We start from the raw sequence: 23564 nt of genomic DNA on the forward strand, positions 1-23564 counted from the left end.
ACGGGCGGCCATCCGGCCGCCCGTCGAGCGCAAGACCGGAAGCGTTCCGTCAGAAACCGGCCGCGAGACCGTCGCGGCGGCTGTCGCTCGCGGCCACGTAGCCGCGCTCGGGATCGTCGCGATCGAGCCGCCACACGAACTGCCCCGAGCCGAAATCCATGTAAGGATCGTCGATCGATTTGATTGTATGACCGCGCGCGGCGAGCGCATCGACCGTCTCACGATTCATCGTCGACTCGACGTCGAGCGTGAAGTCGCGATTGACCTTCCAGCGCGGCGCGTCGCAGGCGGCCTGCGGCTGCTGCCCGTAGCCGAGCATCCGCACGACGGTCTGCAGGTGGCCCTGCGGCTGCATGTCGCCGCCCATTACGCCGAAACTCATCGCCGCCTCGGTGCGGCCATCGACTTCCTCGGTGACGAACGCCGGGATGATCGTATGAAACGGCCGCTTGCCGCCCGCGACCACGTTCGGCGACGCCGGGTCCATCGAGAAGCCGTGCCCGCGGTTCTGCAACGCAATGCCGGTACCCGGCACGACGAGCCCCGAACCGAAACCCATGTAGTTCGACTGAATGAAGCTCACCATCATCCCGCGCTCGTCCGCCGCGGACAGATAGATCGTGCCGCCCGAATGCGGCCGGCCGGCAGCGAAGTGCGTCGCGCGCGCGATCGATCAGCTTCGCGCGTTCCGCGAGATAGGCGTCGTCGAGCATCTGCGCGGGCGTCACGTCCATCGCGCGCGGATCGGCGACGTAACGATAGACGTCCGCGAACGCGAGCTTCATCGCCTCGATCTGCAGGTGCTGCGAGTCGGCCGAATCGACCGGCCATTCGGCCACGCCCGCGTGTTCGGCGATCCCGAGCGCGATCAGCGCCGCGATGCCCTGCCCGTTCGGCGGAATCTCGTGAATCGTGTGGCGGCCGAAGCGCTTGCCGATCGGTTCGACCCATTCCGGCCGGTACGCACGCAGGTCGGCTTCGGTCAGCGCGCCGCCGCCTTCGCGCGCGAATGCCGCGATCTGCCCGGCGAGCGCGCCCTCGTAGAACGCGCGCGGACCGTCCTTCGCGAGGGTGCGCAGCGTCCGCGCGTGGCCCGGCAGGCACATGCGCTCGCCGACGAGCGGCGCGCGCCCACGCGGCATGAACGTATCGGCGAAGCCCGGCAGCGCGTGCAGCTCGGGCACCGCGGCCGCCCACTTGTGCGCGACGATCGGCGACACCGAATAGCCGCGCTCGGCGATCTCGATCGCCGGCTCGAGCAGGTCCGCGAACGGCAGCGAACCGAACTTCGCGTGCAGCGCTTCCCAGCCCGCGATCACGCCCGGCACGGTGACGGTGTCCCAGCCGCGCGTCGGCTTGTTCGCGATGCCGCGTGCGTCCTCGCCGTGGCGCTGGCGGAAGTATTCGGGGTTCCACGCGGCCGGCGCGACGCCCGACGCATTCAACCCCGACAGCCGCGCGCCGTCCCACACGAGCGCGAACGCATCGCCTCCGAGCCCGCACGACACGGGCTCGACCACCGTGATCGCGGCCGCCGCGGCCAGCGCCGCATCCACGGCATTGCCGCCCTTCCACAGCATCCGCAGACCGGCCTGCGCCGCGAGCGGGTGCGACGTCGACACGACGTTGCGCGCGAACACCGGAATGCGGGTCGTCGGATACGGGTTGTGCCAGTTGAAGCCAGTCATCGGTTGCACCTCGTCGAAAGCTGAATGAACGCGCCGGACGCACGACCGGTGCGCGCGGACAGTCCGCCATTGCAGCGCGATCCGCGCGATCGCACAAATTCATTTGTCACATGAATACATGTGCTTTACGCATGAATTCCGCACAGTGATATGCCGGAGGCCGGTCGAACGCGCTTCCCGCCCTTACAATACCCGCTCCGCCTCACGATGACCGCCGAGCCATGACCCGAGATCCCCGCCTCACCCTCAACGCGCGCCAGCAGGAACTGCTCGAATGGGTGCAGCGTGACGGCTTCGTGACCGTCGACGATCTCGCCGCGCACTTCGCGGTCACGCCGCAGACGATCCGCCGCGACGTGAACTGGCTCGCCGACCTGAACCTGCTGCGCCGCTACCACGGCGGCGCGAGCCTGCCGACCAGCTCGGAGAACGTGTCGTACACCGCGCGCCAGCGGATGTTCCACGACGAGAAGCGGCGCATCGCGGCGCTCGCCGCGTCGCACATACCCGACCAGGCATCGCTGTTCATCAACCTCGGCACCACGACCGAGGAAGTTGCGCGCGCGCTGAACCGCCACCATGGGCTGCACGTGATCACGAACAACCTGAACGTTGCGTCGATGATGAGCGGCTACCCCGACTGCGAGGTGCTGATCACGGGCGGCATCGTGCGGCCGTGGGACAAGGGGATCGTCGGCGAACTCGCGATCGACTTCATCCGCCAGTTCAAGGTCGACTACGCGATCATCGGCACGTCGGCGATCGAGGCCGACGGCACGCTGCGCGACTTCGACACGCGCGAGGTGCGCGTGGCCGAGGCGATCATGCAGCATGCGCGCACGGTCTACCTCGTGGCCGACCATTCGAAGGTCGGCCGGCCCGCGCTGGTGCGCCAGGGCCATCTGAGCCAGGTGCACGCGCTCTTCACCGACAAGCCGCTGCCCCCCGAGATGGCCGATACGGTGGCGGCCGCCGGCACCCAGGTCTACGTCGCGGAATGACCGCACCGATGCTGCACCGCACCCGAAACTTCAAGTGAAATCAAGAAGTTGGCGTCGCAAGCAAACCGCTTGCGCGCGGCCCGGCTGTCAAAGGGAAAATTAACGGGGCACGATTTGTCGTTGCCCGCGCGCTCGACTAGACTCCAGTTCCCCGGCCCGTTCGACCGTTCCGCCTGTGCCAGGGCGCGGACGAATGGCATGGCCGGCGAATACAGCTTTCCCCCCAAGCCATATCCCGATGGGTATCGCGCGTCGGTTTTTACGCCGGCCGCGCGGGCTGACTGGTCGCCATGGAGAGAACGATGCTGAGTCCGCATGAATTCGCCACGCTATTGCTTGTGAAAGACGCCCCCGATCAAACCAACATGGATCGGGACGAGATCGACGCACTGCTCGAACAGCAGCTCGTTCGCCTGGAAGCACTCGGATCGGGGCGCAAATACTGCGTGACCGAAACCGGCGACGCCGCGCTGCGATCCATCAAATACCGATATTCGTAAAACCACACCGTTCCTGACCTGACCGCGCGGCCCGGATTCCGGGCCGCGCGGCCGTTCCCGCACCCGCCGCCAGCCCGCCGCGGCCTGCTTCAGCCGCCGCGCAACGTCGGATCGACCGCCGCCCGCCAGCTGATGGCCTGCGCACGCGCGCCGTTGAAATACGCGATCCAGCCGGCACGCGCCGCCGCATCAGGCGCCGCATAGCGCGTCGAAAGTTCGTTTACGAACGCACAATAGTTCGCTTCGGTCAGCCCGCGATACCGTTTCGCCACATACGCGTCGTACAGCGTCGCGTAGACCGGCTGCGCGTCCGCGCCCCAGTCGCGCGCCGTGCCGCCGCACGACGTCTGCAGGTCGACGAACGACGGCGTGCGCCAGTTGCCGACGAGCGGCGGCATGCCGGCACCGCACCCCGCCAGAAGGACGGCGCACACGCCGGCCCACATCCCAATACGCATGATTCACCTCGCGAAACGGTCGATTCCGCCAGTATCGTCCGGGATCGTGTCGCGCGCTACTGGCCCCGCTTTTTCGAACTTTACTTTTTCGATTTCGTTCGTTAAATTTCGAATTCGAACATTTTCTGTTCATCCATTTCCCTCAGACGATAAGGACAGCAGGTGACCCAACCGAATCGCTACGATCTGCTCGTCGTCGGCGGCGGCATCAACGGCGCTGGCATCGCGCGCGATGCGGCCGGCCGCGGCCTGTCGGTCATGCTCTGCGAGCAGGACGATCTCGCGTCGCACACGTCGTCGTCCAGCACGAAGCTGATTCACGGCGGCCTGCGCTACCTCGAATACAACGAGTTCGGGCTCGTGCGCAAGGCGCTGCAGGAGCGCGAGACGCTGCTGCGCGCGGCGCCGCACATCATGTGGCCGCTGCGCTTCGTGATGCCGCACATGCCGAACCTGCGTCCGGCCTGGCTGATCCGCATCGGCCTGTTCCTTTACGATCACCTCGCGAAACGCGAACTGCTGCCCGGCTCGCGCGGCATCGACATGCGCCGCCATGCGGCCGGCGCACCGCTGATCGATTCGATCAAGCGCGGCTTCGTCTATTCGGACGGCTGGGTCGACGACGCGCGCCTCGTCGTGCTGAACGCGATGGATGCGAAGGAGCGCGGCGCCGAGATCCTGACGCGCACGAAGCTGGTGTCCGCCGAACGCCGCGGCGACGAATGGGAAGCGCGGCTGCAGCACGCCGACGGGTCGATCCGCGTCGTGCATGCGCGCGCGATCGCGAACGCGGCCGGCCCGTGGGTCGGCGAAGTGCTGCACGGCGCGCTCGGCCGCGGCGCGCAGCACAGCGTGCGGCTTGTGAAGGGCAGCCACATCATCACGCGCCGCCTGTTCGATCACGACCACGCGTACATCTTCCAGAACCCGGACAAGCGGATCATCTTCGCGATTCCGTACGAACACGATTTCACGCTGATCGGCACGACCGACGTCGAATACACGAACGATCCCGCGAAGGTCGCGATCGATCGCGACGAAACGCAGTACCTGTGCGATTCGATCAACCGCTACTTCAAGCGCAAGATCTCGCCGGCGGACGTGCACTGGACCTACTCGGGCGTGCGCCCGCTGCTGGAAGACGAGAACGCCGCGAACGCATCGGCCGTCACGCGCGACTACCGTCTCGAGCTGGACGACGGCGCGGGCGCCCCGCTGCTGTCCGTGTTCGGCGGCAAGATCACGACGTTCCGCAAGCTCGCGGAAGAAGCCGGCGACATGCTGTGCCGCGCGCTCGGCCGCGACGCGAAGACCTGGACGGCCGGCGTCGCGCTGCCGGGCGGCGACATCGCCGATGCGAAGTTCGACGCGTTCGCCGCGCAGTTCGCGAAGCGCCATCCGTGGCTGCCCGCCGCACTCGCACGCCGCTACGCGCGCGCGTACGGCACGCGCGCGGAACGCGTGGTCGACGGCGCGACGTCGCTCGCCGACCTCGGCGCCGAGATCGCGCCGGGCATCCACGATGCCGAACTGCGCTACCTGCGCGACGCCGAATGGGCGACCTGCGCGCAGGACGTGCTGTGGCGCCGCTCCAAGCTCGGCCTGCACGTCGCGCCGGGCACGCTCGACGCAGTGACGGCCGCGGTCGACGCGTGGTTCGCCGCCGTACATGCGCCGCACGCATGATTCGTTTGCAGTTGCATTTGCCTGACCGATGTTGATTCACCGACGCGCCGCGTAACATGCGGCGCGCATCACAACTACGCCAATCCACGGATGGAGATGAGAGACATGCAGGATCAGTACATCCTCGCGCTTGACCAGGGCACGACGAGCTCCCGCGCGATGCTGTTCGATCGCCAGGGCAACATCGTATCGATCGCCCAGAAGGAATTCGAACAGATCTACCCGCAACCCGGCTGGGTCGAGCACGACCCGCAGGAAATCTGGTCGACGCAAGCGGGCGTCGCCGCCGAAGCGGTCACGCGCACGGGCCTGAACGGCACGTCGATCGCCGCGATCGGGATCACCAACCAGCGCGAGACGACGATCGTCTGGGATCGCGAGACGGGCCAGCCCGTCTACAACGCGATCGTGTGGCAGGACCGCCGCACCGCCGACTTCTGCGATTCGCTGAAGAAGCAGGGCCTCGAAGCCAAGGTACGCGCGAAGACCGGCCTGCCCATCGACTCGTACTTCTCCGCGACCAAGATCCGCTGGATCCTCGACAACGTGCCGGGTGCGCGCGACAAGGCGCGCCAGGGCAAGCTCGCGTTCGGCACCGTCGACAGCTGGCTCGTGTGGAACTTCACGAAGCACGAACTGCACGTGACCGACGTGACCAACGCATCGCGCACGATGCTGTTCAACATCCACACGCGCGAGTGGGACAGCGAGCTGCTGGAACTGCTCGACATCCCGCGCAGCATGCTGCCGGAAGTGAAGGCGTCGTCGGAAATCTACGGCCATACGAAAACCACGGTGTTCGCGTCTAAGATCCCGCTCGCGGGCATCGCCGGCGACCAGCACGCGGCGCTGTTCGGCCAGATGTGCACGACGTCGGGCATGGTGAAGAACACCTACGGCACCGGCTGCTTCCTGATGATGAACACCGGCGACAAGCCGATCGAGTCGAAGAACAACCTCGTCACGACGATCGCCTGGCAGATCGGCGACGACGTGCAGTACGCGCTCGAAGGCAGCATCTTCATCGCGGGCGCGGTCGTGCAGTGGCTGCGCGACGGCGTCGGCATCATCAAGTCGGCCGCCGAGATCGAAGCGCTCGCCGCGAGCGTGCCGCATACCGACGGCGTCTATCTCGTGCCGGCGTTCGCGGGCCTCGGCGCGCCGCACTGGAACGCACGGGCACGCGGTTCGGTATTCGGCGTCACGCGCGGCACGACGTCCGCGCACCTCGCGCGCGCGGCGCTCGACGCGATCGCTTACCAGTCGCTCGACGTGCTGGCCGCGATGGAAGCCGACTCCGGCATCAGCATCGGCGAGCTGCGCGTCGACGGCGGCGCGAGCGCGAACAATCTGCTGATGCAGTTCCAGGCCGACCTGCTCGGCGTCGACGCGGTGCGACCGCAGATCACCGAGACGACCGCGCTCGGCGCGGCCTATCTCGCGGGCCTCGCGATCGGCTACTGGAAGAACCTCGACGAAGTGCGCAGCCAGTGGCAGCTCGATCGCCGCTTCTCCCCGTCGATGCCGAAGGATCAGGTCGAGCGCTGCATGGCCGGCTGGCAACGCGCGGTGCGCGCCGCCAAGGCGTGGGCCGACGACACGCAGTAACCCGCGGCAACCAGAAGCAATCCGAACGAATTAAAACAACACCGGCGGACCGTGCCACGCGCGAGTCCGCCGTCATCTACGAGAGACAACATGTCACCTTATATTGCGGAATTCATCGGCACGGCGATCCTCGTGCTGCTCGGCAACGGCGCGGTCGCAAACGTGCTGCTTGCGAAGACCAAGGGCAAAGGCGCGGACCTCATCGTGATCGTCATGGGCTGGGCGATGGCGGTGTTCGTCGCCGTCTACGTGACCGCGTCATTCAGCGGCGCGCACCTGAACCCGATCGTCACGATCAGCCTCGCGCTCGCGGGCAAGTTCGCATGGTCGAAGGTCGGCGGCTACATCCTCGCGCAGATGCTCGGCGGGATGGCCGGCGCGCTGCTCGTGTGGCTCGCGTATCGCCAGCACTTCGCGAAGGAGGTCGATGCGGACCTGAAGCTCGCGGTGTTCTGCACGGCGCCCGCCATCCGCAGCACCACGCACAACGTGCTGACCGAAGCCATCTGCACGTTCGTGCTGATCCTCGGCGTGCTGTACCTCGCGTCGCCGCAGATCGGTCTCGGCGCGCTCGACGCACTGCCCGTCGGCCTGCTCGTGCTTGGCATCGGCATCTCGCTCGGCGGCCCGACCGGCTATGCGATGAGCCCGGCGCGCGACCTGTCGCCGCGCATCATGCACGCGCTGCTGCCGATTCCCGGCAAGCGCGACAGCGACTGGCGCTATGCGTGGGTGCCGGTGATCGGCCCGCTGCTCGGCGGCGCCGCGGCGGCCGGCCTGTATCTGCACCTGCACGCGATGGCCTGATCGCGGGTTCGATCGAGCTCGATCCCGAGCACGCGGCAGCAACTGCCGCGTGCTTCCGCCTCCCCCTTCCGCCCTGCTTTCGTCACACGATCGACGACGCGCCCGCCTCGCTCTCGCCGGGCAACGCCGCGGTGACGCCTCGGCCTGACGGAGTGCATAGTCGGGACGGGACGCAGGCGCCGAACGGCTCGCGGTGCAACTTCGAAAGCACGTATCATGGCGGGATGCTCGGCGTCGCCGACACCCCGCTTCTTCACCATCATGCTCGATCACCTTATCTGCGACTGCGACGGCGTCCTCGTCGACAGCGAAGTCATCGCCGACCGCGTGCTGTTCGAAACGCTGTCCGCCACCTTCCCTCACCTCGATTTCGAAGACGCCGCGAAGTCCGCCTTCGGCCAGCAGACATCGCGCTTTCTCGCCGGGCTCGAAGCGCGTTTCGGCATCCGGATGCCCGACGACTTCATCGAGACCGTCGAGCGCAACATCGAGACCGGTCTCGCACAATCGCTCGCGCCGATCAGCGGCGTGCGCGACGCGCTGCTGAAGGTCAGCCTGCCGGCCGCGGTGGTATCGAACAGCCGGCTCGTGCGCGTGCGCAGTTCGCTGAAGCGCGCATCGCTCACCGAAATCTTCGGCGATCGCGTGTTCAGCTCCGAGCAGGTCGCACGGCCGAAACCCTATCCCGACGTCTACCTGCACGCGGCGCAGACGCTCGGCGTCGCGCCGACGCGCTGCATCGTCGTGGAGGACAGCGTGTCGGGCCTGAACGCCGCGCGTGCGGCGGGGATGAAGACGATCGCGTTCGTCGGCGCGAGCCACATCCCGGACAACTACGCGGACGCGCTGCGCGCGATGGGCATCACGCGGATCATGCGCAGGATGAATGAACTGCCGGCGCTCGTCGAAGCCGGCCTGCGCGGCGAATTCGGCGACGTGCAGTCCTGACGGACGGTCGCGCCGGAGCCACATGACCGGCGTGCGGCTCGATGCGCACGCCGTCCCGCGGGCGCATCGGCGCGCCCGCTACACCGATCGTCAGGCCGGCTCGCAGCAGCGCTCGCGCGCGGCCGCCAGCGCCTCGCGGAATTCGACGAGTTCCGCGATCGTCAGCATCGGCAACCCGTGCTGCTGCGCGAAACGCTCGACGTCGTCGCCGCGCGTCATCGTGCCGTCCGGATTCATCAGCTCGCACAGCACGCCCGCCGGCTTCAGGCCAGCGAGGATCGACAGGTCGACCGTTCCTTCGGTGTGACCGCGGCGCGCAAGCACGCCGCCCGGTTGCGCACGCAGCGGAAACACGTGGCCGGGGCGCACGATGTCGTACGGCTTCGCATCGTCGGCGATCGCCGCGCGGATCGTCGTCACGCGATCGGCCGCGGACACGCCGGTATGCACGCCTTCGCGCGCCTCGATCGACACGGTGAACGCGGTGCCGTTGCGGCTCTCGTTGGTCTGCACCATCGGCGGCAGCTCGAGCGCGCGGACCTTGTCGTCGGTCAGGCACAGGCACACGATGCCGCTGCACTCGCGGATCAGGAGCGCCATCGTCTCGGGCGTGATGCGCTCGGCGGCGACGATCAGGTCGGCCTCGTTTTCACGGTCGTGATCGTCCTGCAACACGACCGCGCGGCCCGCGCGCAACGCGTCGAGCGCGGCGGCGATGCGCGGCGGCACCGGTTCGGAATCGAGCAACGGGAGATCGGCAAAGGCGTCGGCGGGTGCCGACGAAACGGACATGAAGGACATGTGAAACGCTCCTCGCAATTACGATTTGGGCGAAAAACGTTTCAGGGCATTGCAAACAGACAGAACGACAACCCGCTTCGCACGCATGGCAAAGCGGCCCTGACGGACATGACTATCTGCACATCTTCTCTCATCCGGACTGTGACCGTCGGCTCTGGTATTCGACCAGATCTGCTGACCCCGCGCGGATGCGCGAGCGCTCGCGGGCTCGCCGGCTAACGCCAGCCTACCGCCGGTGGGGAATTTCGCCCCGCCCTGAAGACGCACTGATTACCGGCCGGGGTCTACCCCGGAACCGGCGGGCCAAGCATACATCAGCTGCGCACGCGGCGCAGCGAACCACACTTAAAACCTTACTGACGACTCCGTCTAACGGCATCGTCCGAACGGCCGACACCGGGCCTGCACGCCGTCCTGAACGGAACCGGCGCCGGCCCTGCGAGCCGCGCGTTCAGCCGGCCGCGTGCGCGGCGTCGGGCACGAGCCAGCGCGGCGGCACCTCGGGGCTCACCGTCACGCGGAACGCTCGCGCCTCGCTATCGCCCGGATTGCGCAGGCTGTACGGCTGGTCGGCGTCGAACACGATCGCGTCGCCGGTCGCGAGCAGCTGGCGCCGATCGTGCACGCCGACTTCGAGCGTGCCTTCGCTGACGACCAGGTTGACCGTCGTGCCGGGCGCGCGGCGCGTGCCGGGTTCCGTGTGCAGCGGCGCGATCCGCAGCTCGTGGAATTCGGCCGCGGCAGGCTCGCCTTCCGGATACAGCGCGCGCGCCGAGAAGCGGCCGTTCGAGCTGACGACGCGCGCCGCGCGCTCGGCCGCCAGATGCTCGAAGCCGTTCACGGCATGACGGCGCAGGAACGCGGCGACCGATACCTTCAGCGCCGCGGCGATCTTGCAGAGCACCTTGATCGACGGCACGCTGCGCGCGGATTCGATCTGCGCGAGCATCGCGCGCGACACGCCGGACAGCCGCGCGAGCGCATCGAGCGACAGCTGCCGCTCGGCGCGCAAGCGCGCGAGATTCACGCCGACGACCTGCTCGAGGACGTCGAGCGACGCGGACGTCCGCGCGTCGGCGGCATTGCCGGACTCGAAGGAAGACACGTCGCGCACCAGCGCCAGGGGTGAAGACATAACATGGCCTCCGGGCCGCCGCGCGGCCCTGCGAATGGGGTTAGCCGGAATCGGGTTGCGCCACGAACGGCGCGTATCGAGACGCTATCACCCGGTCCCGACCCGGCAAACGAAGTTATCTTCACACCGTTATCAGCATCGCGGAGGAAAGCGTTTCTCGCGAACCTTTTCCTGTCGCCATAGCGCCGGCACACCGCCGCCCGGTGCACCGCTCAATGCGCGGCCGGTGCCGCGCAGCGCGCCGGTGCGCGGGCATCGAGCCGCATCGCGAGCCACGTGACGACGAGCGCCGCGAACGTCACCGCGACGGCGACCCACGGCAACGCATCGAGCGCAAAGCCGTGCCCCAGCGCGAGACCGCCGAGCCACGCGCCGCCCGCGTTGCCGACGTTGAACGCGCCGATGTTCAGTGTCGACGCGAGATGCGGCGCGCTCGCGGCCTTTTCGACTACGCGGGCCTGCAGCGGCGGCACCGTCGCGAACGCGGCGATCCCCCAGACGAATACGGTCACCGCGGCCGCGACTGGCAGGTGGCTCGTCTTCGCGAATACGGCCATCACGGCCATCAGCGCGACCAGGATCGCGATCAGCGACGGCATCAGCGCGCGGTCGGCGAGCCTGCCGCCGAGCATGTTGCCGACCGTCAGCCCCGCGCCGAACAGCACGAGGATCAACGCGACCGCACGCGGCGAATAACCGGTGACGGTTTCGAGGATCGGCGCGATGTACGTGAACACGACGAACACGCCGCCGAAACCGAGCACGGTCATCAGGAGCGCGAGCCAGACCTGCGGCTCCTTCAGCACCCGCACTTCGTGGCCGAGGCCGACGGGCCCGCTGTCGTGGCGGTTCGGCACCAGCAGGGCGACGCCGCCGAGCGACAGCACGCCGAGCGCGGCGACGATCCAGAACGATGCGCGCCAGCCGAGCAGCTGGCCGACGAACGTGCCGAACGGCACGCCGAGCACGTTCGACAGCGTGAGGCCCGTGAACATCAGCGCGATCGCGCTCGCGCGCTTGTCGGCCGGCACGAGCGACGCGGCCACCACCGCGCCGATCCCGAAGAACGAGCCGTGCGCGAACGACGTGACGACGCGCGCGACCATCAGCATCGCGTAGCCGGACGCGGTCGCGCACAACACGTTGCCGACGATGAAGATCGCCATCAGCAGCTGCAGCGCGGCCTTGCGCGGCATGCGGCTCGTCAGCACCGCGAGCAGCGGCGCGCCGACCGCGACGCCGAGCGCGTAGCCCGTGACCAGCAGGCCGGCCGACGGCAGCGACACGGCGAGGTCGTGCGCGACTTCGGGCAGGAGTCCCATGATGATGAATTCGGTGGTGCCGATGGCGAAGGCGCTGATCGCGAGCGCCAGTAACGGTATGGGCATGACGTTCTCCGAAAAGGCGGCGGACGCGGCAGCCGGTCCGTACCGCACCGCACAAAAAGCGGGATGTGCGCGCATTGTCCCGAATACGCCTATCTTTGATAATTGGCGCGGCATTTGAACCATTTTCAAAAGATTGTGGAAAATCCGATGGATCGACTGGGCGACATCCGGCTGTTTGTCGAGGCGGCGGAACTGGGCAGCCTGTCCGCGGCAGGGCGCAAGCTGAACCTCACGCCGGCCGCCGCGAGCGCGCGCCTCGCGAAGCTCGAGGCGAAAGTCGCGACGCGGCTGTTCGAGCGCTCGACGCGGCAGCTGCGCCTCACCGACGAAGGCCGGCTCTACCTGAACTGCTGCCGGCAGGCGCTGCAGGCGCTCGACGACGCACACGCGCTACTGCAGGAAGGCCGCAACGTGGTGGCCGGCAAGGTGCGGCTGTCGTCGACGTCCGATTTCGGCCGCAATCAGCTGCTCGACTGGCTCGACGAATTCACCACGCTGCATCCGGGCGTCACGTTCTCGCTGACGGCGTCCGATTCGTCGTCGAACCTGTGGCAGGACGAGATCGACCTCGCGATCCGCTTCGCCGCCCCGCCCGACGGCGCGCTGATCGCACGCCGGCTCGCCGCGAACCGGCGCGTGCTGTGCGCGGCGCCGTCGTTCGTCGAGCGCCACGGCGTGCCGGCCGATCCGCACGATCTGGCCCGCTTTCCGTGCAACGTGATCACGATCGCGTCGGGCCCGATGAACACGTGGCGCTTCACGCGCGGCGACGAGGTACAGACCCACACGGTGCCGGTGTCGACGGCTTTCGAGACCAACGACGGCGGCCTCACCCGCGAATGGACGCTGCGCGGCCACGGCATCGCGCTGAAGTCGCTCTGGGACATCGCCGACGACGTGCGCGCCGGCCGGCTGCGCGTGCTACTGCCCGACTGGCGACACCAGGACGCGCCGCTGCACGCGCTCTATCACGGCAAGCGCTACATGGCGCCGCGCGTGCGCGTGCTGCTCGACTTCCTCGCCGAACGCTTCGCGCGCGAGGAAGCGGCGCTCGACGACCTGCTGAACGCGTGCCGCTGAAGGTTGCCGCGCCGCCATATCGGGGTCGGAGTTCAATGAAAGGCGTCGCGCGGCAGCAACCTGCCGCCCGCCCGGAGCAGCGCGTAAAGCTATAATGGAAAGCTTTCCCGACGGCTTTTCATGCATGCGCGAGTATTCGCGACATGTTCGCTCGACGCGCACCGCGCGCCCCAGTCCGCCACGCTGCACCGGCAGCAGCCGTCCCGATTCACCCTTGACGACGCCCCCAGGTCAACCACTGCGAACGGCGAATCCCCATGACCAAGAAAGTTTACGTAAAGACCTTCGGCTGCCAGATGAACGAGTACGACTCGGACAAGATGGTGGACGTGCTCAATGCCGCCGAAGGCCTCGAAAAGACCGATACCCCGGAAGACGCGGACATCATCCTGTTCAACACGTGCTCGGTGCGCGAGAAGGCGCAGGAAAAGGTGTTCTCCGACCTCGGCCGCGTGCGCGAGCTGAAGGAAGCGAAGCCGGGCCTGCTGATCGGCGTCGGCGGCTGCGTCGCCAGCCAGGAAGGCGCGTCGATCGTGTCGCGCGCGCCGTACGTCGACCTCGTGTTCGGCCCGCAGACGTTGCACCGCCTGCCGCAGATGATCGATGCGCGCCGCGAAAGCGGCCGCGCGCAGGTCGACATCACGTTCCCCGAGATCGAGAAGTTCGACCACCTGCCGCCCGCGCGCGTCGAGGGGCCGAGCGCGTTCGTGTCGATCATGGAAGGCTGCTCGAAGTACTGCAGCTACTGCGTCGTGCCGTACACGCGCGGCGACGAAGTGTCGCGTCCGCTCGACGACGTGCTGACCGAAGTGGCCGGCCTCGCCGATCAGGGCGTGCGCGAAGTCACGCTGCTCGGCCAGAACGTGAACGCGTATCGCGGCGCGCTGACGGCCGGTTCGACCGAGATCGCCGATTTCGCGACGCTGATCGAATACGTCGCCGACATCCCCGGCATCGAGCGAATCCGCTACACGACGTCGCATCCGAAGGAATTCACGCAGCGCCTGATCGACACCTATGCGAAGGTGCCGAAGCTCGTGAGCCACCTGCACCTGCCGGTCCAGCACGGCTCCGACCGCATCCTGATGGCGATGAAGCGCGGCTACACCGTGCTCGAATACAAGTCGGTGATCCGCAAGCTGCGCGCGATCCGCCCGGACCTGTCGCTGTCGACCGACATGATCGTCGGCTTCCCCGGCGAGACCGAGGAAGATTTCGACAAGATGATGGCGCTCGTGCACGAGATGAGCTACGACACCAGCTTCTCGTTCATCTACAGCCCGCGCCCCGGCACGCCGGCCGCGAACCTGCACGACGACACGCCGCGCGAGGTCAAGCTCAAACGCCTGCAACATCTGCAGGCGACCATCGAGGAAAACGTCGCGCGCATCAGCCAGTCGATGGTCGGGAAGGTCGAGCGGATCCTCGTCGAGGGCCCGTCGCGCAAGGACCCGAACGAACTGTCGGGCCGCACCGAGAACAACCGGGTCGTGAACTTCCCGGCGCCGCTCGCGTCGCACCCGCGCCTGATCGGCCAGATGATCGACGTGAAGATCAACCATGCGTACCCGCACTCGCTGCGCGGCGAGCTCCTGCTCGTCAGCGACGACGCGAGCGCGGCCACCCACTGACCTGACCGACTGACGTTCAACAGGAGCCCGACGCTACTTTGAAGACCGTCCAAGCACTGGAATTCACCGCGCCGCGCGACGACAACGCGCGCCTCGCCAACCTCTGCGGCCCGCTCGACGAGAACCTGCGGCAGATCGAACAGGCGCTCGACGTCACGCTCGCGCGGCGCGGCCACCGGATCACGATCCGCGGGCGCGGCGCGAAGCTCGCGCTCGCGGCGCTCGAGAACTTCTACAACCGCGCGCGCGATCCGCTGTCGGTCGACGATATCCAGCTCGCGCTGGTCGAAGTGCGCCACACGTCCGGCAACGGCCGCCAGGACACGATCGACGTGCGCTTTCGCGGCGACCCCGACCATCCGTTCGACGAGCCCGTCGTGCAGCTCGACGCGGACACGCCGGACGAAGAGCCCGCGCCGAAGCTCTATACGCGGCGCGCCGACCTGCGCGGTCGCACGCCCGCGCAGCGCGAATACCTGAAGCAGATCCTGTCGCACGACGTGACGTTCGGCATCGGGCCGGCCGGCACCGGCAAGACCTACCTCGCGGTCGCATGCGCGGTCGACGCACTGGAGCGCGACCAGGTCAAGCGGATCGTGCTGACGCGCCCGGCCGTCGAGGCCGGCGAGCGGCTTGGCTTCCTGCCGGGCGATCTCGCGCAGAAGGTCGACCCGTACCTGCGGCCGCTGTACGACGCGCTGTACGACCTGCTCGGCTTCGACAAGACCGCGAAGATGTTCGAGCGCCAGATGATCGAGATCGCGCCGCTCGCCTATATGCGCGGCCGCACGCTGAACCACGCGTTCATCATCCTCGACGAGGCGCAGAACACGACGCCCGAGCAGATGAAGATGTTCCTCACGCGGATCGGCTTCGGCTCGAAGGCCGTCGTCACCGGCGACACGAGCCAGGTCGACCTGCCGCGCGGGCACAAGAGCGGCCTCGTCGAGGCGCAGCAGGTGCTCGGCGGCGTGCGCGGCATCGCGCTCACGCGCTTCACGAGCGCGGACGTCGTGCGCCATCCGCTCGTCGCGCGCATCGTCGAGGCGTACGACGAGTTCCACGCGCAGCATCAGGACGGCTGACCGGCGGCGCCCGCGCGCTGCCCCGGCCTGCCGGCCCGGCCCGCCCGACGGCGCGCCGGGCTTTTTTTCACCCGCGCGCGGCCGTTTCGAATTCGGGAGCGATCGGCCGTTTGGTGTATCCTCAACGCGTTCCAATCGCCGCACCCGTCATGAAATCTTCCCGTTCCCGCAAGTCCGGGCGCGACCAGTCCGCCGCGCCCGATTTCCCCCGTCTCTCGCTGTTCGATGCGAAGGGCAAGGCCCGGACCGTCAGCGCGCAAGGGCTTCGAATCGACTTCCCCGACGGCCGCAGCCTGATGTTCGACCTGTCGGGCAGTTCGGGCGAGGCGGCCGTTGCGATCGTTGCGCAGCACCACGATCCGGCGATGCGCGCGAAGCTCGCGCTGCAGCCCGAGCACTACGACAGCGTCACGCTGCACGTGGGTGCCGAACCCGCGCCGCGCGACGAGGAAATCGCGGAAATGGCGAACGAGGTGCGCGAGCTGGAGCTCGACCTGTCCGTGCAGTACGGTGACGAAATCACCGGCGACATCCGCAAGACGCTTCCCAAGCGCAAGCTGATCGCCGAATGGATCGAGCCGGCGCTGTTCGCGAGCGCGCAGCTCACCGTGCGCTTCGTCGGCGAGGAAGAGGGCCGCACGCTGAACGCCGGCTACCGCCACAAGGACTACCCGACCAACGTGCTGACCTTCGCGTACGATCCGGCGCCAGACGGCACCGTGATCGGCGACCTCGTGCTGTGCTGCCCGGTCGTCGAGAAGGAAGCGCACGACCAGGGCAAGCCGCTCGCCGCCCACTACGCGCACCTGCTGGTGCACGGCGCGCTGCACGCGCAGGGCTACGATCACGAGACGAGCGACGAGGACGCCGCCGAAATGGAAGCGCTCGAAGTCGACATCCTCGCGAAACTGGGCTTTCCGAACCCGTACCAGTAAAGCCGTCCGCACCATGCACCACGCCGCGCTGCTGCCGCCCGCCTACCCACCGTCGATCGGCGAGGGACGGCTGCTGACGGACGATGAGCTCGCCGCGTCGCTCGCGCACACGATGCGCGACTGGGATGGCCGGCAGGATCTCTGGCTGTTCGGCTATGGCTCGCTGATCTGGAACCCCGGGCTGCCGACCGTCTCCGCCGTGCGCGGCAAGGTGCATGGCTATCATCGCGGGCTCTACCTGTGGTCGCGCGTGAACCGCGGCACGCCCGAACGTCCGGGCCTCGTGCTCGCGCTCGATCGCGGCGGCTCCTGCTCGGGCATCGCATTCCGGCTCGCGGGCCCGACGGCGCAGCCGCATCTCGAGACGTTGTGGAAACGCGAAATGCCGATGGGGTCGTACCGGCCCGCGTGGCTGCCGTGCTCGCTCGAAACCGGCGAACGCGTGCGCGCACTCGCGTTCGTGATGCGCCGCGACGTGCCCACTTACACCGGCAAGCTTACCGACCCCGTCGTCAAGGAAGTGTTCAGCTGCGCGGCCGGCCGCTACGGCACGACGCTCGACTACGTGAGCCGCACCGTGGACGCGCTGCGTGCGAGCGGCATCCCCGATCGCGCGCTGGAAGGGCTGCTCGCGCGATGCCGGTAACGCTCGACAGGGCCGGCCGCACCGCCCGTGCACGCGAAGGCGGCACGACGCCCATGAAACCGGCACGCAAATCGCGCATGACGCTGGCCGCGCTGCTTGTCGCCGCGAGCGTCGCGCTGTCCGGCTGCGGCATCCTCGGCTGCGGCGGCGCCGCGACCAACGGCGCGGCTGCCGGCGGCTGCTCTGCCGGCATGCGCTTCTGAGGGCCAGAACGTCGGCTCGGCTTGTCGCGCTCGCGACGAAATGCCGCTGACACCGACTGACCGGCCGGTCGCCCCCGCTTTTTTGCCGCCGCTGCCCCGCCGCCCCTTTCTGAGATAGGATGGAGACGAAGGACTGCGCCGCGCCCGATGCGGCTGTTCCCGAGCGGGGCTCGCGCGCGCCGCATGCCCCTGGCCGGACGGCCGGGGCGACACGGCCGCGCCATGTCCTTGGTGTATCCTTGCCTACTCCGTGACCGCGCGCTCCGGCATGACCCGGGCGCACCACCATGAACGATTCGTATCCCAGTCGTAAGCTCACCGACAAACCGCAAGAAAAGCGCTCGCTGCTCGAGCGCCTGACCGACTTCATCTCGCCCGAGCCGGAATCCCGGACCGAGTTGCTGGAAATTCTCCAGGACGCCCACGAACGCAACCTGATCGACGCCGATTCGCTGTCGATGATCGAAGGCGTGTTCCAGGTGTCCGACCTGTGCGCCCGCGACATCATGGTGCCGCGCGCGCAGATGGACGCGATCAACATCGCCGACAAGCCCGAAGACTTCATCCCGTTCGTCCTCGAGAAGGCGCACTCGCGCTACCCCGTGTTCGAGGAGAACCGCGACAACGTGATCGGCGTGCTGCTCGCGAAGGACCTGCTGCGCTTCTATGCCGAAGATGAATTCGACGTGCGCGGGATGCTGCGCCCCGCCGTGTTCATTCCCGAATCGAAGCGCCTGAACGTGCTGCTGCACGACTTCCGCGTGAACCGCAACCACCTCGCGATCGTCGTCGACGAATACGGCGGCGTCGCTGGCCTCATCACGATCGAGGACGTGCTCGAACAGATCGTCGGCGACATCGAGGACGAATACGACTTCGACGAGGAAGCCGGCAACATCATCTCTGGGCCGGACGGCCGCTACCGCGTGCGCGCGCTCACCGAGATCCAGCAGTTCAACGAGACGTTCGGCACCGACTTCCCCGACGACGAGGTCGACACGATCGGCGGGCTGATCACCCATCACTTCGGCCGCGTGCCGCACCGCGGCGAGAAGCTGCAACTCGGCAACCTCGTGTTCGAGATCCAGCGCGGCGATGCGCGCCAGGTCCACGTGCTGCTGGTGCGCCGCAACCCGCTCGCGAGCCGCCGCGCCGAAACCTCGCACGAGGACTGACCGTCTCGCGCCGGCCGCGTCTCCTTCAACCGCTCGCCCTCTTTCGCTTCACATGGACGATCCGATCCCGTCTCGCCCGGCTGGCGGCCTTTTCGCGCCGGCCCCCGGCCGCACGCTGCCGCGCTGGCACTATCCGGCCGCACTGCTCGCCGGTGCGGCCAATACGCTCAGCTTCGCACCGACCCCGCACGGCGGCTGGCTGCAGCTCGCCGTATTCGTCTGGTTTTTCGCGCAGCTGACGCGCACGTCGAGCTGGCGCGGCGCCGCGCTCACCGGCGGCGCGTTCGGCTTCGGCAACTTCATCAGCGGCATCTGGTGGCTGTACATCAGCATGCACGTGTACGGCGAGATGGCCGCGCCGCTCGCGGGCGGCGCGCTGGTGCTGTTCTCGCTCTACCTGTCGCTGTACCCGGCGTTCTCGGCGGGGCTCTGGTCGTTCTGCGCGGGCCATGCGTGGCATCGCCGCGCACCCGATCCGCGGCCGTTCTCGCCGAGCTGGCACGGCGCGTTCGCCTTCGCGAGCGCATGGGCGCTCGGCGAATGGCTGCGCGGCACCGTGTTCACCGGCTTTCCGTGGCTCGCGAGCGGCTATCCGCAGGTCGACGGCCCGTTCGCGGGCTTCGCGCCGGTCGTCGGTGTGTACGGGGTCGCCTGGGTGCTCGCGCTGTTCGCCGCGCTGGTCGTGCAGGCGCTCGTCGCCGGCCGCCGGTCGTCCGAATTTGAATCGGAATCCGGCGGTGCCGGCAACGCGCGCGTGCGCGTCGTCGCGCCGGCCGGCATCGCCGTCGCGCTCGTCGCGGCCGGCCTCGGGCTGTCGCAGGCCACGTGGACCGTGCCCGCGAACGCGCCGCTCACGGTGCGGCTGCTGCAGGGCAACGTGAAGCAGGACATCAAGTTCGAGCAGGAAGGCATCGACGCGGCGATCAAGATGTACACGCAGATGATCGTCGAGAAGCCCGCCGACCTGATCGTCACGCCGGAGACCGCGATCGCGGTGATGATCCAGGAGCTGCCCGAACCGTTCGCCGTCGCGATCCGCAAGTTCAGCGACACGACGGGCTCGGCCGTGCTGTTCGGCGCGGTCGGCGCGTCGGTGACGCCGGACGGTCATTACGTCGATTACACGAACAGCCTGTACGGCGTGACGCCGCATTCGCGCGACATCTATCACTACGACAAGCACCATCTCGTGCCCTTCGGCGAATTCATCCCGTGGGGCTTCCGGTGGTTCGTCGACCTGATGAAGATGCCGCTCGGCGACTTCGCGCGCGGCGCGCCGGTGCAGAAGCCGTTCCTCGTGCACAACCAGCCGGTGATGGCCGACATCTGCTACGAGGACTTGTTCGGCGAGGAAATCGCCGCGACGATCCGCGACAACCCGCAGCCGCCCGGTGTGCTCGTCAACGTGACGAACCTCGCGTGGTTCGGCGACACGATCGCGCTCGACCAGCATCTGCAGATCGCGCGGATGCGCGCGCTCGAAACGGGCCGGCCGATGCTGCGCTCGACCAACACGGGGATGACGGCCGCGATCGACGCGCACGGCCGCGTGCTCGGCCAGCTCAAGCCGTTCACGATCGGCTCGCTCGACGTGCGCATCGAAGGCACGAGCGGCTTCACGCCTTACGTGACGAGCGGCAACAACATCGTGCTCGCTGTGTCGCTGGTACTGCTCGCGTTCGGCTTCACGTTCGGGCCGGGCCTGCGCCGCCGCAACGGCGCGAAGGCCGGCGACGACCGGAACGCCTGACGCATCGAGCGGCCGTCGCACGCGGTGCGGCGGCCGCTCAGCCCCTGCGCCTCACGTCCGCAGCCAGGCCGCGGAGATCCCGCCCGAGTGTCTCCATCACCGGCGCCCATGCGCCGAACGTCGGCTGCCGGTACAGCGTCGCGGTCGGATACCACGGGCTGTCGGTGCGCTCGAGCAGCCACGGCCAGTGCGGATTCACGTCGAGCAACACCCAGGTGCGCGCGCCGAGCGCGCCCGACAGGTGCGCGACCGACGTGCACACCGTGATCACCAGATCCAGCGCGCCGATGAAGGCGGCCGTATCATCGAAACTCTTCAGTTCGGCGGTAAAGTCCTCGATCGCGAAACCGGCTGCGCGCGCCGCGGCGACATCCGCTTCCGCACCCGGCTGCAGCGAGTGGAACGCGACGCCGTCGATGCCGCGAAACGCATCGGCATAGCGCTCGAGCCCGACGCGCCGGAACGGATTACGCTGGTGCCCCGCGCTGCCCGTCCACACGAGCCCGACCTTCAGCCGGCCGTCGCCCGCGAGCCGCGCCCGCCAGGCGTCGCGCGCGTGCGGATCGGCATGCAGGTACGGCACCGACGCGCCGAGCGTCGACGTCTCCATCCCGAGCATCAGCGGCAGGCCGATGAGCGGCACTTCATAGTCGAAGGCAGGCAGCGCGTCGACGCCGCCGCCCACGCTGAACGCGTCCGCATGTGCGCCGAGACTGCGCCGCATCAGCGTGCCCACCTGCGGAAACGTGTTCCACGCGAGACGGCCGCCCTCGCGGTGCACGCGCTCGGCGAGCGGCGCGACGAAGCGCGCGAACTGCAGCACGTCGCCGAGCCCCTGCTCGCCCCAGACGAGCAGCGTCTTGCCCGCGAGCGGCTCGCCCTGCCAGCGCGGGCCGGGCAGCACCGGCCGCTGGCCGCGCAGCTCGCCAGCGCCGTCCCAGCGTGCTTCGTGGCCGCGCCAGCCCGCCGCGTAATTGCCGCGCACGAGCTGGATGATCGCGAGGTTGAAACGGAACGACGCGTCGTCGGGCGCCAGCTCGCACGCGCGCGCCGCGTAGCGCTCGGCGTCGTCCCAGCGCTGCGCCTCCTTCATCGCCATCGCGATGTTGTTCGACGCGAGCGCATTGTCCGGCGCGATCTCTGCAAGCCGTGCCGCACAGGCGAGCGCGCCGTCGAGGTCGAGCGTCGCGAGCCGCGCGACGATCAGGTTGATCCACGCCTGCACGTCGTGCGGGTCGGCTTCCACGGCCGCGTCGAGCAGCGCGATTTCCTCGCGGCGGTCGCCGCCCGACAGCCGCAGCGCGATCGCCAGGTTGTTGCGCAGCGACGGCCAGCGTGGATCGAGCGCATAGGCGGCGCGGTACGGCGCGACGGCATCCGCGTGACGACCGAGCATCTGCAGGGCGTAGCCATGATTGAAATGGCCACCGGCGTCCGGATGAATGCGCGCCGCGCACTCGGCCAGCGCGAGCGCGTCGGCCGTGCGCTGCCGCGCCACGAGCGTCACGGTGAGCTGCGAGAGCGCTGCCATGTCGACTGCGTGCAGATGGCCGGCGGCGGCGAGCCAGCGTGCGTATGCGTCGTGCTCGCCGCGCGCTTGCGCGTCGGCGGCCTGCCCGAGCAGCGCGAGCAGCGGCGGCATCAGTGGAATGAGGAGATCGTTCGAATCGTCCATGCGGTCCGGAGTGGAAAATCGGTCGCGCGGCAGGCGTCGCGCGCACCGCGATACGCGCATCTTAACGCCCTCGCAAAGCGGCGCGGCAGGCAGTGCAACAAGCGCATCGCGACGCCGCACGCGCGCACACACCGCGCATACGGGCGAGCCGCGCACAGGCTGCGCACGGCTCGCCGGAACGCCGCCGGCGGCACCTTCGTCCGCGTTCCAGCCGCATCCGCCCGCCGATCCGGTAAAATTGCACGTTTCAGCACACTAACAAGCCGCGCCGCCGCGCGAGCCGACCCTCCGGGCCCCGCCCGGAGCGCCGCCCGCAACGGAGCGCCAGCGCCACGAAGGCTCTTCATGCTTACGTTTCAGCAAATCATCCTGACGCTGCAGTCCTACTGGGACAAGCAGGGTTGCGCCCTGCTCCAGCCCATCGACATGGAAGTCGGCGCGGGCACGTCGCACGTTCACACGTTCCTGCGCGCGGTCGGCCCCGAGCCGTGGCGCGCCGCTTACGTGCAGCCGTCGCGCCGCCCGAAGGACGGCCGCTATGGCGAGAACCCGAACCGCCTGCAGCATTACTACCAGTACCAGGTCGTGCTCAAGCCGGCGCCGGAAAACATCCTCGACCTGTACCTCGGCTCGCTGGAAGCGCTCGGCTTCGACCTGCAGCAGAACGACGTGCGCTTCGTCGAGGACGACTGGGAGAACCCGACGCTCGGCGCGTGGGGCCTCGGCTGGGAAGTGTGGCTGAACGGGATGGAAGTCACGCAGTTCACGTATTTCCAGCAGGTCGGCGGCCTCGACTGCAAGCCGGTGCTCGGCGAGATCACCTACGGCCTCGAGCGCCTCGCGATGTACCTGCAGAAGGTCGAGAACGTGTACGACCTCGTGTGGACCGAGTGGGAAGAGCACGGCCCGAACGGCCCCGAGCTGCGCCGCCTGTCGTACGGCGACGTCTACCACCAGAACGAGGTCGAGCAGTCGACCTACAACTTCGAGCACGCGAACGTCGACCTGCTGTTCACGTTCTTCAACAGCTACGAAGCGGAAGCGAAGAAGATGATCGACGCGCAGCTCGCGCTGCCCGCGTACGAACTCGTGCTGAAGGCCGGCCACACGTTCAACCTGCTCGATGCGCGCGGCGCGATCTCGGTCACCGAGCGCGCGGCGTACATCGGCCGCATCCGCGCGCTGTCGCGTCTCGTCGCGCAGGCTTACTACGACTCGCGCGAGAAGCTCGGCTTCCCGATGCTCGGCAACCCGCCGGGCGTGCCGGGCCTCACCACCGACGCCCAGGACGCCGCCCAGCCGGCATGGGCGCCGCCGCTCAAGGTCGAACGCAAGATCGATCAGGACTGACGAGACGAGATTTA

Annotated in this window: 21 protein-coding genes, 1 pseudogene and 1 riboswitch; of the genes and pseudogenes, 16 read left to right on the top strand and 6 right to left on the bottom strand. The window is 68.3% G+C overall.

Annotated elements, in window-relative coordinates; all coding sequences use genetic code 11:
* Positions 1-49: 49 nt before the first annotated feature.
* Positions 50-1688 (bottom strand): annotated as a pseudogene (locus ACT2FV_RS30335) (gamma-glutamyltransferase family protein).
* A gap of 221 nt (positions 1689-1909) precedes the next feature.
* On the opposite strand from ACT2FV_RS30335, the gene ACT2FV_RS30340 reads away from it, so the two are divergent.
* Positions 1910-2689 (top strand): DeoR/GlpR family DNA-binding transcription regulator, encoded by a 780-nt coding sequence (locus ACT2FV_RS30340; RefSeq protein ID WP_040141834.1) that lies wholly within the window; start codon positions 1910-1912, stop codon positions 2687-2689.
* A 302-nt stretch (positions 2690-2991) separates the two neighbouring features.
* Positions 2992-3189 (top strand): hypothetical protein, encoded by a 198-nt coding sequence (locus ACT2FV_RS30345; RefSeq protein WP_059607743.1) that lies wholly within the window; start codon positions 2992-2994, stop codon positions 3187-3189.
* A gap of 89 nt (positions 3190-3278) precedes the next feature.
* Here the strand turns inward: ACT2FV_RS30345 and ACT2FV_RS30350 are convergent, their stop codons facing one another.
* Positions 3279-3647 (bottom strand): hypothetical protein, encoded by a 369-nt coding sequence (locus ACT2FV_RS30350; protein WP_151048837.1) that lies wholly within the window; start codon positions 3645-3647, stop codon positions 3279-3281.
* 162 nt (positions 3648-3809) lie between these two features.
* On the opposite strand from ACT2FV_RS30350, the gene glpD reads away from it, so the two are divergent.
* The 4 genes from glpD to ACT2FV_RS30370 all read left to right on the top strand — a co-directional run bounded on the left by glpD (position 3810) and on the right by ACT2FV_RS30370 (position 8696).
* On the top strand, positions 3810-5333 hold the full coding sequence (gene glpD / locus ACT2FV_RS30355; protein WP_151048838.1) for a glycerol-3-phosphate dehydrogenase: 1524 nt from the start codon (positions 3810-3812) through the stop codon (positions 5331-5333).
* Between the two features lie 105 nt (positions 5334-5438).
* Complete coding sequence (glpK, locus tag ACT2FV_RS30360; RefSeq protein WP_151048839.1) at positions 5439-6941, top strand: glycerol kinase GlpK; 1503 nt, start codon at positions 5439-5441, stop codon at positions 6939-6941.
* 90 nt (positions 6942-7031) lie between these two features.
* Positions 7032-7748, top strand: coding sequence for an MIP/aquaporin family protein (locus ACT2FV_RS30365; RefSeq protein ID WP_151048840.1), 717 nt, complete (start codon positions 7032-7034; stop codon positions 7746-7748).
* A gap of 261 nt (positions 7749-8009) precedes the next feature.
* Positions 8010-8696: an HAD family hydrolase gene (locus tag ACT2FV_RS30370; protein WP_059607745.1), complete on the top strand. Its 687-nt coding sequence runs from the start codon at positions 8010-8012 to the stop codon at positions 8694-8696.
* A gap of 90 nt (positions 8697-8786) precedes the next feature.
* On the opposite strand, the gene ribB is transcribed toward ACT2FV_RS30370, so the two are convergent.
* From ribB to ACT2FV_RS30385, 3 genes are all read right to left on the bottom strand, one after another.
* Positions 8787-9497 carry a 3,4-dihydroxy-2-butanone-4-phosphate synthase gene (gene ribB / locus ACT2FV_RS30375; protein WP_124621335.1) on the bottom strand — a complete coding sequence of 237 codons (711 nt, stop codon included), beginning with the start codon at positions 9495-9497 and terminating at the stop codon, positions 8787-8789.
* 118 nt (positions 9498-9615) lie between these two features.
* Positions 9616-9764: riboswitch (FMN riboswitch) on the bottom strand.
* Between the two features lie 184 nt (positions 9765-9948).
* Positions 9949-10632, bottom strand: coding sequence for a helix-turn-helix domain-containing protein (locus tag ACT2FV_RS30380; protein ID WP_151048841.1), 684 nt, complete (start codon positions 10630-10632; stop codon positions 9949-9951).
* 212 nt (positions 10633-10844) lie between these two features.
* Entirely contained in the window at positions 10845-12020 is a 1176-nt protein-coding gene (locus tag ACT2FV_RS30385; RefSeq protein WP_124621331.1) for an MFS transporter, read from the bottom strand.
* On the opposite strand from ACT2FV_RS30385, the gene ACT2FV_RS30390 reads away from it, so the two are divergent.
* The 9 genes from ACT2FV_RS30390 to lnt all read left to right on the top strand — a co-directional run bounded on the left by ACT2FV_RS30390 (position 11953) and on the right by lnt (position 20525).
* Complete coding sequence (locus ACT2FV_RS30390) at positions 11953-12138, top strand: hypothetical protein (RefSeq protein ID WP_170296421.1); 186 nt, start codon at positions 11953-11955, stop codon at positions 12136-12138. The two genes, ACT2FV_RS30385 and ACT2FV_RS30390, sit on opposite strands and share 68 nt — an antisense overlap.
* Before the next feature lie 29 nt (positions 12139-12167).
* Positions 12168-13100: a LysR family transcriptional regulator gene (locus ACT2FV_RS30395; protein ID WP_059607610.1), complete on the top strand. Its 933-nt coding sequence runs from the start codon at positions 12168-12170 to the stop codon at positions 13098-13100.
* Positions 13101-13357: 257 nt separating this feature from the next.
* Positions 13358-14731, top strand: a complete 1374-nt coding sequence (gene miaB, locus ACT2FV_RS30400; RefSeq protein ID WP_059528119.1) for a tRNA (N6-isopentenyl adenosine(37)-C2)-methylthiotransferase MiaB — start codon at positions 13358-13360, stop codon at positions 14729-14731.
* Between the two features lie 38 nt (positions 14732-14769).
* On the top strand, positions 14770-15816 hold the full coding sequence (locus ACT2FV_RS30405; RefSeq protein WP_059607614.1) for a PhoH family protein: 1047 nt from the start codon (positions 14770-14772) through the stop codon (positions 15814-15816).
* Between the two features lie 149 nt (positions 15817-15965).
* Positions 15966-16751, top strand: a complete 786-nt coding sequence (ybeY, locus tag ACT2FV_RS30410) for an rRNA maturation RNase YbeY (protein WP_059607616.1) — start codon at positions 15966-15968, stop codon at positions 16749-16751.
* A gap of 13 nt (positions 16752-16764) precedes the next feature.
* Positions 16765-17397, top strand: coding sequence for a gamma-glutamylcyclotransferase (locus ACT2FV_RS30415; protein WP_059607618.1), 633 nt, complete (start codon positions 16765-16767; stop codon positions 17395-17397).
* Positions 17398-17450: 53 nt separating this feature from the next.
* Positions 17451-17600: a hypothetical protein gene (locus ACT2FV_RS30420; RefSeq protein ID WP_170296422.1), complete on the top strand. Its 150-nt coding sequence runs from the start codon at positions 17451-17453 to the stop codon at positions 17598-17600.
* A gap of 287 nt (positions 17601-17887) precedes the next feature.
* Positions 17888-18775 carry an HlyC/CorC family transporter gene (locus tag ACT2FV_RS30425; RefSeq protein ID WP_059607622.1) on the top strand — a complete coding sequence of 296 codons (888 nt, stop codon included), beginning with the start codon at positions 17888-17890 and terminating at the stop codon, positions 18773-18775.
* Positions 18776-18827: 52 nt separating this feature from the next.
* On the top strand, positions 18828-20525 hold the full coding sequence (gene lnt / locus ACT2FV_RS30430; RefSeq protein WP_444505323.1) for an apolipoprotein N-acyltransferase: 1698 nt from the start codon (positions 18828-18830) through the stop codon (positions 20523-20525).
* A 37-nt stretch (positions 20526-20562) separates the two neighbouring features.
* Here the strand turns inward: lnt and ACT2FV_RS30435 are convergent, their stop codons facing one another.
* Positions 20563-22200: a hypothetical protein gene (locus ACT2FV_RS30435; protein WP_444505324.1), complete on the bottom strand. Its 1638-nt coding sequence runs from the start codon at positions 22198-22200 to the stop codon at positions 20563-20565.
* A 345-nt stretch (positions 22201-22545) separates the two neighbouring features.
* Between ACT2FV_RS30435 and glyQ the strand changes: the two genes are divergently transcribed.
* A complete protein-coding gene (glyQ, locus tag ACT2FV_RS30440; RefSeq protein WP_082729061.1) occupies positions 22546-23550 on the top strand; it encodes a glycine--tRNA ligase subunit alpha in 1005 nt (334 codons plus the stop codon).
* Positions 23551-23564 lie beyond the last annotated feature (14 nt).

The organism is Burkholderia sp. PR2 (assembly GCF_052372875.1).
GTDB lineage: Bacteria > Pseudomonadota > Gammaproteobacteria > Burkholderiales > Burkholderiaceae > Burkholderia > Burkholderia diffusa.